This is a genomic window from Pseudolabrys sp., from assembly GCF_035943735.1.
In the GTDB taxonomy this organism is placed as follows: Bacteria; Pseudomonadota; Alphaproteobacteria; order Rhizobiales; family Xanthobacteraceae; genus Pseudolabrys.
The window spans coordinates 219,102-232,086 of record NZ_DASZBV010000006.1 but is presented as its reverse complement, the minus strand read 5'-3'; the positions used below and the strand labels follow the sequence as shown (position 1 = coordinate 232,086).

Annotated in this window: 14 protein-coding genes; 2 read left to right on the top strand and 12 right to left on the bottom strand. The window is 65.9% G+C overall.

Going from position 1 to position 12,985, the window contains the following annotated elements; genetic code table 11:
- The 9 genes from VGV41_RS04105 to VGV41_RS04065 all read right to left on the bottom strand — a co-directional run bounded on the left by VGV41_RS04105 (position 1) and on the right by VGV41_RS04065 (position 7,599).
- The gene (locus VGV41_RS04105) at positions 1-354 is read right to left on the bottom strand and encodes a TfoX/Sxy family protein (protein WP_326862382.1); all 354 of its coding nucleotides are present in this window, start codon (positions 352-354) and stop codon (positions 1-3) included.
- Positions 355-366: 12 nt separating this feature from the next.
- A complete protein-coding gene (sufA, locus tag VGV41_RS04100) occupies positions 367-750 on the bottom strand; it encodes a Fe-S cluster assembly scaffold SufA (protein WP_326862381.1) in 384 nt (127 codons plus the stop codon).
- A 60-nt stretch (positions 751-810) separates the two neighbouring features.
- Complete coding sequence (locus VGV41_RS04095) at positions 811-1,218, bottom strand: SUF system Fe-S cluster assembly protein (protein WP_326862380.1); 408 nt, start codon at positions 1,216-1,218, stop codon at positions 811-813.
- Complete coding sequence (locus tag VGV41_RS04090) at positions 1,215-2,459, bottom strand: cysteine desulfurase (RefSeq protein ID WP_326862379.1); 1,245 nt, start codon at positions 2,457-2,459, stop codon at positions 1,215-1,217. The genes VGV41_RS04095 and VGV41_RS04090 overlap by 4 nt, the downstream gene beginning before the upstream one ends.
- A complete protein-coding gene (gene sufD, locus VGV41_RS04085; RefSeq protein WP_326862378.1) occupies positions 2,456-3,736 on the bottom strand; it encodes a Fe-S cluster assembly protein SufD in 1,281 nt (426 codons plus the stop codon). Before sufD ends, VGV41_RS04090 begins: the two co-directional genes overlap by 4 nt.
- Before the next feature lie 24 nt (positions 3,737-3,760).
- A complete protein-coding gene (gene sufC, locus VGV41_RS04080) occupies positions 3,761-4,522 on the bottom strand; it encodes a Fe-S cluster assembly ATPase SufC (RefSeq protein ID WP_326862377.1) in 762 nt (253 codons plus the stop codon).
- Positions 4,523-4,532: 10 nt separating this feature from the next.
- Positions 4,533-4,805, bottom strand: a complete 273-nt coding sequence (locus tag VGV41_RS04075) for a hypothetical protein (protein WP_326862376.1) — start codon at positions 4,803-4,805, stop codon at positions 4,533-4,535.
- Positions 4,806-4,809: 4 nt separating this feature from the next.
- The gene (gene sufB / locus VGV41_RS04070) at positions 4,810-6,330 is read right to left on the bottom strand and encodes a Fe-S cluster assembly protein SufB (protein ID WP_326862375.1); all 1,521 of its coding nucleotides are present in this window, start codon (positions 6,328-6,330) and stop codon (positions 4,810-4,812) included.
- 99 nt (positions 6,331-6,429) lie between these two features.
- Positions 6,430-7,599: a cysteine desulfurase family protein gene (locus VGV41_RS04065; RefSeq protein ID WP_326862374.1), complete on the bottom strand. Its 1,170-nt coding sequence runs from the start codon at positions 7,597-7,599 to the stop codon at positions 6,430-6,432.
- Between the two features lie 314 nt (positions 7,600-7,913).
- Between VGV41_RS04065 and VGV41_RS04060 the strand changes: the two genes are divergently transcribed.
- Positions 7,914-8,579, top strand: a complete 666-nt coding sequence (locus tag VGV41_RS04060) for an alpha/beta hydrolase (protein WP_326862373.1) — start codon at positions 7,914-7,916, stop codon at positions 8,577-8,579.
- Between the two features lie 45 nt (positions 8,580-8,624).
- On the opposite strand, the gene VGV41_RS04055 is transcribed toward VGV41_RS04060, so the two are convergent.
- Together VGV41_RS04055 and VGV41_RS04050 are read right to left on the bottom strand one after the other, a co-directional pair.
- Positions 8,625-9,386, bottom strand: a complete 762-nt coding sequence (locus VGV41_RS04055) for a glucose 1-dehydrogenase (RefSeq protein WP_326862372.1) — start codon at positions 9,384-9,386, stop codon at positions 8,625-8,627.
- A gap of 15 nt (positions 9,387-9,401) precedes the next feature.
- Positions 9,402-10,520, bottom strand: a complete 1,119-nt coding sequence (locus VGV41_RS04050) for an anhydro-N-acetylmuramic acid kinase (RefSeq protein WP_326862371.1) — start codon at positions 10,518-10,520, stop codon at positions 9,402-9,404.
- Positions 10,521-10,599: 79 nt separating this feature from the next.
- On the opposite strand from VGV41_RS04050, the gene tyrS reads away from it, so the two are divergent.
- Complete coding sequence (tyrS, locus tag VGV41_RS04045) at positions 10,600-11,856, top strand: tyrosine--tRNA ligase (RefSeq protein ID WP_326862370.1); 1,257 nt, start codon at positions 10,600-10,602, stop codon at positions 11,854-11,856.
- Positions 11,857-11,997: 141 nt separating this feature from the next.
- Here tyrS and VGV41_RS04040 read toward each other — a convergent pair whose 3' ends face one another.
- Positions 11,998-12,975, bottom strand: a complete 978-nt coding sequence (locus tag VGV41_RS04040; protein ID WP_326862369.1) for a tripartite tricarboxylate transporter substrate binding protein — start codon at positions 12,973-12,975, stop codon at positions 11,998-12,000.
- Between the last annotated feature and the right edge of the window lie 10 nt (positions 12,976-12,985).

Sequence of the window (12,985 nt, the reverse complement as noted above, 5' to 3'; positions counted from 1 at the left end):
CTATCGCCGTTTCCTGCGCGTCGCCGGCTTCGCGGCCGTCTTGCGCACGCGTGCGGCGGCGAGCGAGGCGCGCGCCCAGTCGGCGAGTTCCGCCGGGTCATCCAGCAGGCGATCGGGGACGCGCCAGTACGGCAGCGCCGTGCGCTTGCCGCCCTTGTGCGTATAGCCGAACTGCTCGCAGCCTTCGGCTGCGAAGCGCGCGGAACCGGGATCGTCGGATTTGAGGTAGAGCACGTCGCGCACGATCAGCGCGACCATCAGCCCGTCGGCGAACACGCCGGCGCCGCTGAACATGCGGCGCACGTCGACCGGGCCGAACTCGGCGAACAGGTCGCGGATGAACTCGGCGTCCATCGCCAGCGCGCCTCAGCGCGCGTCGAGGCCTTCGTCTTTGGCCGGCGTCAGTTGCACGGATTCGCCGCAGCCGCAGGCCGAGGTCTGGTTGGGATTGTTGAACACGAACTGAGTCGACAGCTTCTCGGTCTTGAAGTCCATCTCGGTGCCGAGCAGGAACAGCACCGCCTTCGGGTCGATGAGGAGCTTCACGCCCTTGTCCTCGACCACCTCGTCGGTCGGCTTGACCTCGTCGGCGTATTCCATCGTGTATTCCATGCCGGCGCAGCCGCCGTTCTTGACGCCGACGCGCACGCCCGCGACCGGCTTCTCCGCGCGCGCCATCACCGCCTTGATGCGGTCGGCGGCGGCGTCCGTGAGCCGCATCACCTGGGGTCGGGGTCGTGCATTGGCCATGGCAGTCCTCGTTCAGTCAGTATCTGGCCTCGAATCGCGAAATTGCAACTCACGCCGGCATCACCACATATTCAACACGAGTCGCGCTTCGTCCGACATGCGGCTCGGGTCCCATGGCGGATCCCACACCACGTCGACCTTGATCTCCTTGACGCCCGGAACGCTGGAGACGGCGTTCTCGACCATGATCGGCAATTCCTGCGCCGACGGGCAGTTCGGCGAGGTCAGCGACATGTCGATCTTGACGGCGCGGTCGTCGGCAATGTCGACCTTGTAGATGAGGCCGAGCTCGTAGATGTCGGCCGGGATTTCAGGGTCGTAGACGGTCTTGAGCGCGGCGATGATGCCGTCGGTCAACTGCTCGAGGTCGCCCTGCGGCAACCCCGGCGGGCCGCTGATCGCGGCGTTCTCCGGCGGCTTGTCGACGGCGGGGGCCGGCGTCTCGGTGGTGGCCGTGTCTTCGGTCATGACAGGAATTCCTGCGCCTTGATTAGCGAGGCGGCGAGCGCGTCCACCTCGTCCTTGGTGTTGTAGAGGCCAAACGACGCGCGGCAGGTGGCGGTGACGCCGTAGCGTGCGAGCAGCGGCATGGTGCAATGGGTCCCGGCGCGCACGGCGACGCCGGCACGGTCGATGATGGTGGCGACGTCGTGCGGATGCGCGCCCTTCATTTCAAACGAGACGATCGGGCCCTTGTCGCGCGCATTGCCGATGATGCGGATCGAGTTGAGCTCGCGCAGTCGCTCATGCGCGTATTTGACGAGTTCGGTCTCGTGCGCGCGGATGCGCTCCTTGCCGATCGAGGTGATGTAATCGAGCGCGGCGCCGAGGCCGATCGCCTGAACGATCGCCGGCGTGCCGGCCTCGAACCGGTACGGCGGCTCGCCGTAGGTGATGCGGTCCTCCGAAACCTCCTGGATCATCTCGCCGCCGCCATTGAACGGCGGCATGACGGCGAGGTGCTCGTATTTGCCATAGAGCACACCGATGCCGGTCGGCCCGTACAGCTTGTGGCCGGTCATGGCGTAGAAATCGCAACCGATGTCCTGCACGTCGACGTTGAGATGCACGGAGCCCTGCGCGCCGTCGACCAGCACCGGGATGCCGCGGGCGTGCGCAAGGCGCACGACCTCCTTCACCGGCACCGGCGTACCGAGCGCATTCGACATCTGTGTGATGGCGACCATCTTCGTGCGCGGGCCGAGCAGCTTCTCGAACTCGTCGATGAGGAAGTTGCCGTCGTCGTCGATCGGCGCCCACTTGATCACCGCGCCGTAGCGCTCACGCAGGAAGTGCCAGGGAACGATGTTGGAATGGTGCTCCATGATCGAGAGCACGATCTCGTCGCCCTCCTTGATCCGTTCCCTGCCGAACGTGTAGGCGACGAGGTTGATGGCCTCGGTGGCGTTTCGGGTGAAGACGATCTCTTCCTTGCGACCCGCATTGATGAAGGCCCGCGCCGTCTCGCGCGCGCCCTCATAGGCCTCCGTCGCCTCGTTGGCGAGGAAGTGCAGGCCGCGATGGACGTTGGCGTATTCGGAGGTGTAGGCGCGCGTCAGCCGGTCAAGCACGGCCTGCGGTTTCTGCGCCGAGGCGGCATTGTCGAGGTAGACGAGCGGCTTGCCATAGACCTGCATCGCCAGCGCCGGAAAATCGGCCCGGACCTTCTCGACATCGTAGCTGCCGTTCTTGACCGCGGGGTGCGTCATGCCGCCCTCGCCCGCAGCCAATGGATGGCCGCGTTCATCAGCGCCTCGCGGATGCCTTCGTGCGCGATCTCCTCGACGGTCTCGCCGATGAAGGCCTGGATCAACAGCGCCTCCGCTTCGGCATCGGAGATTCCGCGCGACATCAGATAGAACTTGAGCCCCGGATCGAGCGCGCCGGCCGTGGCACCATGGCCGCAGACGACGTCGTCGGCGAAGATCTCGAGCTCCGGCTTGTTGTCGGCCTCGGCGTCTTCCGACAAGAGCAGCGCCCGCGTCATCATCTTCGCGTCGGTCTTCTGCGCGTGCTGGGCGACGACGATTTTGCCCTGGAACACGCCGTGGCTCTCGCCGTCGAGCACGGTCTTGAACTGCTCGCGGCTCACGCAGTGGCCCTTCGCGTGCACGATCAGCAGCGTCGTGTCGACGTGATCCTTGCCGCGCAGCAGGTTGACGCCGCGAATGCCGGCATGCGTGCGCTCGCCGTCGAAGCGGATGAAGCTCTGGTTGCGCACCAAAGGCGAGCCGGCGGTGTAAGCGAAGCTATTGAAATGCGCGTCGGCGCCGATGCGCGCGAGCAGGCTGGCGACATGCAGGCCTTTCGCCTGGGTCAGCTTGAAATACTCAACGCGGGCATGATCGCCAACGATGAGTTCCAGCGCAGCATTGACCTGCGCCTCGCCGCTGTCGTGGTCCTCGATCAAAGTCACCTCGGCCCCCTCGCCGATCGTGACCAGCGAGCGCACGAAGGCAGAGGAGTTGCCCGTGCCCGCAAAGACCAGATGGATCGGCCGCCGGATGCGCGCATGCGCGGCGACGTCGATGACCGCGCCGTCACCCATCAGTGCCGTGTTGAGCGCGACGGCGACGTCGTCGGTCGAGAACGCTGTCCCGAGCGCCGGAACGCCGCCCTTGGCGAGCGCGTCGGCCAGCGAACCGATGGTAAGGCCCGGTTCCGGCGTGAGGTCCGACAGCTCCGGCGCGAAAGCGCCGTCGACGAAGACGATGCGCCGCATCTCAACGCCGGCGAGAATCTTGCCGGCCTCTTTCGCCTTCGCCCTGGCGGCGGCGTCCGGCGCGCCGGCAAGCGGCGCCATGTCACGCATCAGCGCGCGCAGGTCGGTGTATTTCCACTCCTCGACGCGCCGGTGTGGCAGGCCGCGCTCCTCGAAACGCTTGAACGCGTCCTCGCGCAGTGACGCCACGGCGCCTTTGCCGGGCAATCGGCTGCGCGCGCTGGTATAAGCCGCGCTCAGCGCCTGCTCGGCGGGAGTTTTCATGGTGCGTACGTCGGCATTCATCGCTTACGCCGCCTCGCCCACATATTGCGCGTAGCCCTTGGCCTCGAGCTCGAGCGCGAGCTCCTTGCCGCCGGTCTTCACCACGCGGCCCTTGGCCATCACGTGCACGACGTCCGGCACGATGTAGTTCAGGAGCCGCTGGTAGTGCGTGATCACGACCATGCCGCGCTCGGGCGAACGCAGACGGTTGACGCCGTCGGCGACGATCTTGAGCGCGTCGATATCGAGGCCGGAATCGGTCTCGTCGAGCACCGCGAGCCGCGGCCGCAGCATCGCCATCTGCAGGATCTCGTTTCGCTTCTTCTCGCCGCCCGAAAACCCGACATTGACGGCGCGGCGCAGCATCTCCTGCGTGATGCCGAGCGAACCGGAGGTTTCGCGCACCAGTTTCATGAATTCCGGCGTCGAAAGTTCGGCCTCGCCGCGCAGTTTGCGCTGGGCGTTGAGCGCGGTGCGCAGGAAGGTCATGGTCGCGACGCCCGGCACCTCGACCGGGTACTGGAAGGCGAGGAACACGCCCTTGGCGGCGCGCTCGTCGGCGCCCATGTCGAGCACGCTCTCGCCGTCGAGCAGCACGTCGCCCTCGGTGACGGTGTAGCCGGGCTTGCCGGCGAGCACGTAAGCGAGCGTCGACTTGCCGGAGCCGTTCGGCCCCATGATGGCGGCGACCTGGCCCCTCTCGATGGTCAGGTTGAGACCGTTGAGGATTTTCTTGCCCTCGCTCTCGATCTCGACGTGCAGGTTCTTGATTTCTAGCAGCGACACGTATCGGCCCTCACTCAATATTCGTTTGATTACGGCCGGCGCCCCAGCGCCACCGCCACTCGCCTTCGGTCTTGCAGCGGCTCACGATGAACAGCAGCACCAAGGCGACAGCATCGAAAGCGATCAGCGCCGCCAGCGACAAATAGCTTTTGGTCTCGAGCCTCAGAGCGAACGACACCACCACCATCGCCAGCACGGTCGCCAGCGTCACGGCCCAGCCTTCCCAGCTGATGGGCGTGGCGCCGTAGCCGTAGCGTTTCGGTCTGAACCAGTAACGCGTCATCGGATCAGCCCACCGAGCCTTCGAGCGAGATCGAAATCAGCTTCTGCGCCTCGACCGCGAACTCCATCGGCAGTTGCTGCAACACGTCCTTGACGAAGCCGTTGACGACGAGCGCCGTCGCCTCCTCCGCCGACATGCCGCGGCTCTGGCAGTAGAACAGCATGTCTTCGGAGATCTTCGACGTCGTCGCCTCGTGCTCGAACACCGTGGAGGCGTTCTTCGCCTCGATGTAGGGGACGGTGTGCGCACCGCACTGATCGCCGATCAAGAGCGAGTCGCAGTTGGTGAAGTTGCGCGCGCCCTTGGCCTTGCGATGCGCGGTGACGAGACCGCGATAGGTGTTCTGCGAACGCCCGGCGGCGATGCCTTTGGAGATGATGCGGCTCGTCGTGTTCTTGCCGAGGTGCAACATCTTGGTGCCGCTATCGACCTGCTGATAGCCGTTCGAGATGGCGATCGAATAGAACTCGCCGCGCGAATTGTCGCCGCGCAGGATGCAGCTCGGATATTTCCAGGTGATGGCCGAGCCGGTCTCGACCTGCGTCCACGAAATCTTGGAGCGCGCGCCGCGGCAGTCGCCGCGCTTGGTGACGAAATTGAAGATGCCGCCCTTGCCGTTGGCGTCGCCCGGGTACCAGTTCTGCACGGTCGAATATTTGATCTCGGCGTCGTCGAGCGCGACGAGTTCGACCACGGCGGCGTGCAGTTGGTTCTCATCGCGCATCGGCGCGGTGCAGCCCTCCAGATACGAGACGTAGGCGCCCTTGTCGGCGATGATCAAGGTGCGCTCGAACTGTCCGGTGTTCTTCTCGTTGATGCGGAAATAGGTCGACAGCTCCATCGGGCAGCGCACGCCCTCCGGCACGTACACGAACGAGCCATCGGAGAACACCGCCGAATTCAGCGTGGCGAAGAAATTGTCGGAGGTCGGCACGACCGAGCCGAGATACTTCTTGATGAGCTCAGGATGCTCGCGGATCGCTTCCGAGATCGGCATGAAGATCACGCCGGCGCGCTTGAGCTCTTCCTTGAAGGTGGTGGCGACGGACACCGAGTCGAACACGGCGTCGACCGCGACGCGGCCGCGCGACTCGCCGCCGGTCATCTCGTCGTCGTCGAGCTTCGAGGGTTCGCCCTGCCTGCGCACGCCGGCGAGGATTTCCTGCTCCTTGAGCGGGATGCCGAGCTTCTCGTAGGTCTTCAGGATCTCCGGATCGACCTCGTCGAGCGAGGCCAGCGCCTGCCGCTTCGGCGCCGAATAGTAATAGAGGTCCTGGTAATCGATCTTCGGATAGTCGACGCGCGCCCAGGTCGGCTCGCGCATGGTCAGCCAGCGGCGATAGGCGTCGAGCCGCCACTGCAGCATCCACTCCGGCTCGTTCTTCTTGGCCGAGATATAACGGATGGTGTCTTCAGACAGACCCTTGGGGGCCTTCTCGGATTCGATGTCGGTGACGAACCCGTATTTGTATTGGTCAACGTCGATGAGGCGGACCTTGTCGACGGTCTCTTGTACGGCCGGCATTCTTCCCTCCGCTCACGGTTGCAAGGACCGCGGGTTGGATTTGTCGGTTATGGTTCGGTTCGCTACTTCGTTTCGCGATCGTTCCTGATGAGGCCGCGGTCAGGCGGCAAGACCCTGGTTCGGCTGGTTCTTAAGTAATGACGGAACCACCCTTTTCCAAGCAATGAGAAGGCTTTCTACCTGGGTTTCGGTGGTCATCGGCCCCAAACTGATGCGAATGGCGCCGCGCGCCAGCGCCGGTTCCATCCCCATGGCGGCGACCACGTGCGAGGCGGCGACCTTGCCGGAGGAGCAGGCCGACCCCGACGATACCGCTATGCCGTTGAGATCGAAGGCAATCAGCGCGGTCTCGGCTTTGATGCCGGGAACCGCGACGAGCGTTGTGTTGGGAAGCCGATTGACGCCCGCGGCGAAAATGACGGCGTCGGGGGTCGCTGCGCGCAGGCCAGCCTCCAGGCGGTCGCGCAACGCGGCCATGCGCGCGGCGTCGGTCGCGAGGCTCGCGCGCGCCGCTTCGGCCGCGGCGCCAAAGCCGGCGATGGCGGCAACGTTCTCGGTGCCGGCGCGAATTCCCCGCTCCTGGCCGCCGCCGCGAATCAGCGGCGCAACGGAAAGGCGACCGCGCACGATCAGCGCGCCCGCGCCTTGCGGGCCGCCAAGTTTGTGCGATGACAGGCTCATCAGGTCGGCGCCGAGCGCAGACATGTCGAGCGGAATGCGGCCGGCCGCCTGCACCGCGTCGATGTGCAGCAGGCCATTGGCGGCGTGCACGATGCCAGCGATCTCCGCGATCGGCTGGATCACGCCGGTCTCGTTATTGGCGAGCATGACCGAGACCAGCGGCCGTTCAGCCTTGGCCAGCGCGGCGGCGAGCGTGGCCGGGTCGACGCGCCCGTCGCGATCGACCGGCAGGATCTCGACCTGCTCCGGAGCGAAGCGGCCGCCGGCCAGAACCGATGGGTGCTCGACCGCCGACACGAACAAGCGATCACGTGGCGCCTTATTGCCATCGGCCTCGATCGCGGGCGTCAGCGCCAGCGCATTGGCCTCGGTGGCGCCGCCGACGAAGGTCACCTGCTTGGCCTCCGCCCCGGCCAAGGCCGCGACCTGCCGCCGCGCTTCCTCGATCAGCCGCCGCGCCCCCCGCCCTTCGCCGTGTACGGACGAGGCGTTGCCGGGCGCGTCCAGCGCGGCAAGCATGGCCGCGCGCGCCGCCGGCCGCAGCGGCGCGGTGGCATTCCAGTCGAAATAGGCGCGGTCAGCGGTCAAATTGGCATCATCCCAAGTGGCGTCGCGTCGTCCCGGCCAGATTAAAGCCGCAAGCGGCGCATTCTTTGGCCGGGCGCAAGTCCAGCCCTAGTCAGTTCAAGTCCTAGGCCCCGCAAAAAGCTTGCTTTTTGCCCTGTCACCCGTGCTAGGAAGCCGCACGGTCTCCGTGGCTGCTTATAGCCCGCGTTGCGGCAAAGCACAGCAGGAAATCCTATAGTTAGAATAATTCTAAACTGCCCGGCGCTACCGGGCGTGGTGGGACGCCGAAACCGCTCTAGATGATGATGCGGTGACGCCTGATCTCGAGGTTCGAAATGCCTGAAGTCATCTTTGCCGGTCCCGCGGGACGCATCGAGGGCCGCTACCATCCGGCGCGGCAGAAGAACGCGCCGATCGCCATCGTGCTGCATCCGCATCCGCAGTTCGGCGGCACGATGAATCATCCGATCATCTACCAGCTCTACTATCAGTTCGTGCACCGCGGCTTCTCAGCGCTGCGCTTCAATTTCCGCGGCGTCGGCCGCTCGCAGGGCTCGTTCGACCACGGCACCGGCGAACTGTCGGATGCGGCGGCGGCGCTCGACTGGGCGCAGACCATCAATCCGGAAGCGAAGAGCTGCTGGATCGCCGGTTTCTCGTTCGGCGCCTGGATCGGCATGCAGCTTTTGATGCGCCGCCCGGAGATCGAGGGCTTCATCTCGATCTGCCCGCCGGCCAACCTCTACGACTTCTCCTTCCTCGCCCCCTGCCCGTCCTCGGGCCTGATCATCCACGGCGACAAGGACGCAGTGGTGCCGGCCAAGGACGTGAACACGCTCGTCGAGAAGCTGAAGACGCAGAAGGGCATCGTCATCGAGCAGAAGGTCGTGACGGGCGCCAACCACTTCTTCGACGGCAAGGTCGAGCCGCTGCTGACCCAGGTCGGCCAGTATCTCGACAAGCGTCTCAATGTGCAGCGCAAGCCGACCGCGGCGGCGTAAGGCCCGCGGCGACCGGACATCCCGGTCGTCGCCTTCAATTTCAAATCAAGTCTGTACCGAAAATCCGCCGTCGACCGGGATCGCCGTCCCAGTGATGAAGTCCGACGCGCGCGAAGCCAGGAACACCGCGATGCCCGCGAAGTCCGCGGGAGAGCCCCAGCGGCCCGCCGGCGTGCGATCGAGCACGCGCTCGTTCAGGCCGGGCACCTGCGCCCGCGCGGTCCTGGTCAGATCGGTGTCGATCCAGCCTGGCAAAATGCAATTCACCTGGATGTTGTCCTTCGCCCAGGCGACGGCGAGCGCCCGCGCCATCTGCACAATGCCGCCCTTGCTCGCGGCGTAAGGCGCGGCGAATGATGAGGCGAAGATCGACATCATCGAACCGATATTGATGATCTTGCCGCCGCCGCCGCGTTTCATATGCGGATAGGCCGCCTGCGCGCAGACGAAGGCACTGGTGAGGTTGGTGTCCATCACCCGACGCCACTCCTCCGTCGTCAAATCCTGCGGCTGCTTGCGCACGGTGGTGCCGGCATTGTTGACGAGGATGTCGAGCCGCCCGAAGCGCGCAGCGGTGGCGTCGATCGCCTTGCGGCATGAGGCTTCGTCGAGCACATCGAGTTCGACGAAGTCCGCTTCGCCCAGCGCACGCAACTCCGCGAGCGCCGTTTCCGCCTTCGTCTTGCTGCGGCCGGCGATCACGACCGTGGCGCCCGCTTCCGCCAGCCCCTTCGCCATGCCGAGGCCGATCCCGCCATTGCCGCCGGTGACGAAGGCGACGCGCTGGCTCAAATCGAAATTCGGCATCGGACGCTCCTTGAGTCAGGGCGCGGCGACCACTCCGCCGGTCATCGGTTGCGGCGCGCCGGTCGTCTTGGGGAAAGTGATCGGCAGACCGTTCAGCGTGCGCACCGCGAGATAAGCGAAAGCCTGCGCCTCGATCGAGTCCGTCGCCCAGCCGATCGCATGTGCGGTCTCCACCGTCGCAGGCCTCAGCCGCTCGGCGAGCATGCGCATCAAGGTCGGATTGCGCGCGCCGCCGCCGCAGACGATCCAGCCTTTCGGCGGCTGCGGCAATTGCGCCACCACGCGCGCCACCGCCGCGGCGGTGAGCGCGGACAAGGTCGCGGCGCCGTCGGCGACGGAAAAATCCGGCAGGCCGATATTGGCAAAGGCGAAGGCGTTGCGATCGAGCGACTTCGGACAGGGTTGGCCGAAGAACTTGTGCGCCAGCACGCGCGCGACGAAGTCCTCGTCGACGCGGCCGCGCGCTGCCTGGTCACCGTCGCGGTCGAGCGGCGCACCGGTGCGCGCACGCATGAAGTCGTCGATCAACGCGTTGCCCGGTCCGGTGTCGCAGGCGACCGGATCGCCGCCGTCGACCCAGGTGACGTTGGCGACGCCGCCGACATTGAGCACGGCGATCGGATGCGGCTTCTGGAGCGTGCGCGCGAGCGCCTGATGGAACACCGGCACCAAAGGCGCGCCCTGCCCGCCCGCGGCGACGTCGGCGGCGCGGAAATCATGAACCACGGTCATTTCGAGGCGCTTGGCCAGCGCCGCGCCATCGCCGAGCTGCACGGTCAGCCGCTGCTCGGGACGGTGCAGCACGGTCTGGCCGTGGAAGCCGACAACCGCGACGTCGGAGCGGGCGATCCCGGTGTCGCGCAGGAAGGTCTCCACCGCCTCGGCATGCACGGCGGTGACGAAACCCTCCGCCTCCGCCAGTACGCCCGGGCGCTGATCGCGCGCGGTAAGCGTCGCACCGGCGGCCAACGCCTGGCGCAGCAGCGCGCGTTCCGCCTCGGTATAGGGCCGGTACCCGGTGGGGCCGAAGGCGGCGATCCGCTCGCCATCGGTCTCCAGCAACGCAATGTCCACGCCGTCGAGCGAGGTCCCGCTCATCAGGCCGATCGCCCGCACCAACCCCAACGCCGCCATTCCCCGTCGGTTGAATCCCGTACCGGACCTGTTACACCACCGGCCGAACAGATGCGACAGGCCTTGCCGAGCAGTGTCAATGAGCGCCTATAAGTCCGAATTCCTTAACGTTTTGGCCGCGCGCGGCTTCATCCACCAGGTCTCCGAGCCGGAGGCGCTGGATGCGCTCGCCGCCAAAGGCGCCATCACCGCCTATATCGGCTTCGACTGCACCGCGGCCTCGCTGCATGTCGGCTCGCTGCTGCCGATCATGATGCTCCACTGGCTGCAGCAGACCGGCCACCGGCCGATCGCGCTGATGGGCGGCGGCACGACGCGCGTCGGCGATCCGTCCGGCAAGGACGAGAGCCGTCGCATCCTCACCGACGAGATGATCAACCAGAACCTCGCGAGCATCCGCCAGATCTTCGATAAATTCCTCAAATTCGACGGCCACGGCGGCAACGCGTTGATGGCGAACAACGCCGACTGGCTCAACACGCTCAACTACATCGATTTCCTGCGCGACGTCGGCCGGCACTTCTCCGTCAACAGGATGCTGTCGTTCGACTCGGTGAAGATGCGCCTCGACCGCCAGCAGGAACTGTCGTTCCTTGAATTCAACTACATGGTGCTGCAGGCCTACGATTTCGTCGAATTGAACAAGCGCACCGGCTGCGTGCTGCAGATGGGCGGCTCCGATCAGTGGGGCAACATCGTCAACGGCATCGATCTCGGTCGGCGCATGAACAATGCGCAATTGTTCGCGCTGACCTCGCCGCTGATCACCACCGCCTCCGGCGCCAAGATGGGCAAGACCGCCGCCGGCGCGGTGTGGCTTAATGCCGACCTGATGAGCCCGTACGACTACTGGCAGTACTGGCGCAACACCGAGGACGGCGACGTCGGCCGCTTCCTCAAATTGTTCACGGTGCTGCCGCTCGACGAGATCGCCAAGCTCACGGCGCTGAAAGGCCAGGAGATCAACGAGGCGAAGAAGGTGCTGGCCACCGAGGCGACGGCGCTTGTGCACGGTCGCGACGCGGCCGAGCAGGCCGCCGAGACCGCGCGCAAGACCTTCGAGGAAGGCGCGCTGGCATCATCGCTGCCGACGGTCGAGATTTCGCGCACAGAGCTGGAGAAAGGCCTCGGCGTGCTGATCGCCTTCTCCGAGAAGACGGGCCTCGTCTCCTCGAACGGCGAAGCGCGCCGCCAGATCAAGGCCGGCGGCCTGCGCGTCAACGACGCCGCAATTGCCGACGAGAAAATGGCGCTCGGCGTCGGCAATCTCACGCCCGAGGGTGTGATCAAGCTCTCGCTCGGCAAGAAGAAGCACATTCTGCTGAAGCCGGTGTGAGTGTCGTCCCGGGCGAGCCATCGGGTCCGCGCGACGCGGGCCCGATGACAAGCTTCGCGAGGCCTGGGACCCATACTCCTCAGCAGAAATGAGAGGCTGCGCCGTCCGGGTCCCTGCCTTCTCGGGGACGACAATGCCCCCTCACTGCACGGTGATGCCGGCCTTGTGCACCACGTCGCCCCACTTCTTCGTCTCGCTGACGATGAACTGCTCGAAGGCCGGGGTGGACAGCGGCGACGGCGTGCCGCCGAGCTGCGTCAGACGCGTCTTGATCGCCGGATCGGCGAGCGCCGTGTTGATCTCTTTGTTGAGCTTCGCGACGATGTCGGCCGGCGTCTTCTTCGGCGCGCCGATGCCGTTCCAGCTCACCGCCTCGAAGCCGGGCACGGTTTCGGCGACGGCCGGCGTATCCGGCAGCTCCGCCGCGCGCTTCACCGACGTCACCGCCAGCGCGCGCACCTTGCCGGCCTTGATCGACGCGATCGACTCCGGCAGCGGGCTGAACATCACCTGCACCTGATTGGCCATCATCGCGGCGAGCGCCGGCGCACCGCCATGGTACGGCACGTGCTCCATCTTGATGCCCGTGGTCTGCTGGAACAGCTCGCCGACGACGTGCGACGGGCTGCCGACGCCGCCCGAGGCCATGTTCACCTTGCCCGGGTTGGCCTTGGCGTAAGCGATGAATTCGGGGACGGTCTTCGCCGGCACCGCCGTGCTCACCTCCATCACCAGCGGGAATTGCACGATCATCGAGATCGGAATGACGTCGCGGATGAAATTGAACGGCAGGCTCTTGTACAGCCCCGGATTGATGGTCACCGACTGCGGCATGAGCAGGAGCGTGTAGCCGTCGGCGTTCGCATGCGCGACCACCTCGACGCCGATATTGGTGCCGCCGCCGGGGCGGTTGTCGACGATGAACGACTGGCCCATGTGCTGCGACAGCCAGTTGCCGATCAGCCGCGCGGTGATGTCGAGCGCGCCGCCGGGCGGCACCGGCACGACGATATGCACCGGCCGCGCCGGATAGGTCTCCGCGTACGCCAGGCGCGAGACGGCCGGAAGGGCGGCCGCGGCGGACGCCAGCTGAAGAAAGCGACGGCGAATGATTGTCATTGTTATCCTC

What these genes read in the sequence shown, in the direction of transcription:
- sufB (WP_326862375.1), bottom strand. Translation starts at nt 6,330, where the DNA reads ATGCCGGCCGTACAAGAGACCGTCGACAAGGTCCGCCTCATCGACGTT.
- VGV41_RS04050 (WP_326862371.1), bottom strand. Translation starts at nt 10,520, where the DNA reads ATGGCGGCGTTGGGGTTGGTGCGGGCGATCGGCCTGATGAGCGGGACC.
- sufD (WP_326862378.1), bottom strand. Translation starts at nt 3,736, where the DNA reads ATGAAAACTCCCGCCGAGCAGGCGCTGAGCGCGGCTTATACCAGCGCG.
- VGV41_RS04055 (WP_326862372.1), bottom strand. Translation starts at nt 9,386, where the DNA reads ATGCCGAATTTCGATTTGAGCCAGCGCGTCGCCTTCGTCACCGGCGGC.
- VGV41_RS04090 (WP_326862379.1), bottom strand. Translation starts at nt 2,459, where the DNA reads ATGACGCACCCCGCGGTCAAGAACGGCAGCTACGATGTCGAGAAGGTC.
- VGV41_RS04095 (WP_326862380.1), bottom strand. Translation starts at nt 1,218, where the DNA reads ATGACCGAAGACACGGCCACCACCGAGACGCCGGCCCCCGCCGTCGAC.
- tyrS (WP_326862370.1), top strand. Translation starts at nt 10,600, where the DNA reads ATGAGCGCCTATAAGTCCGAATTCCTTAACGTTTTGGCCGCGCGCGGC.
- VGV41_RS04060 (WP_326862373.1), top strand. Translation starts at nt 7,914, where the DNA reads ATGCCTGAAGTCATCTTTGCCGGTCCCGCGGGACGCATCGAGGGCCGC.
- VGV41_RS04105 (WP_326862382.1), bottom strand. Translation starts at nt 354, where the DNA reads ATGGACGCCGAGTTCATCCGCGACCTGTTCGCCGAGTTCGGCCCGGTC.
- VGV41_RS04075 (WP_326862376.1), bottom strand. Translation starts at nt 4,805, where the DNA reads ATGACGCGTTACTGGTTCAGACCGAAACGCTACGGCTACGGCGCCACG.
- VGV41_RS04040 (WP_326862369.1), bottom strand. Translation starts at nt 12,975, where the DNA reads ATGACAATCATTCGCCGTCGCTTTCTTCAGCTGGCGTCCGCCGCGGCC.
- sufA (WP_326862381.1), bottom strand. Translation starts at nt 750, where the DNA reads ATGGCCAATGCACGACCCCGACCCCAGGTGATGCGGCTCACGGACGCC.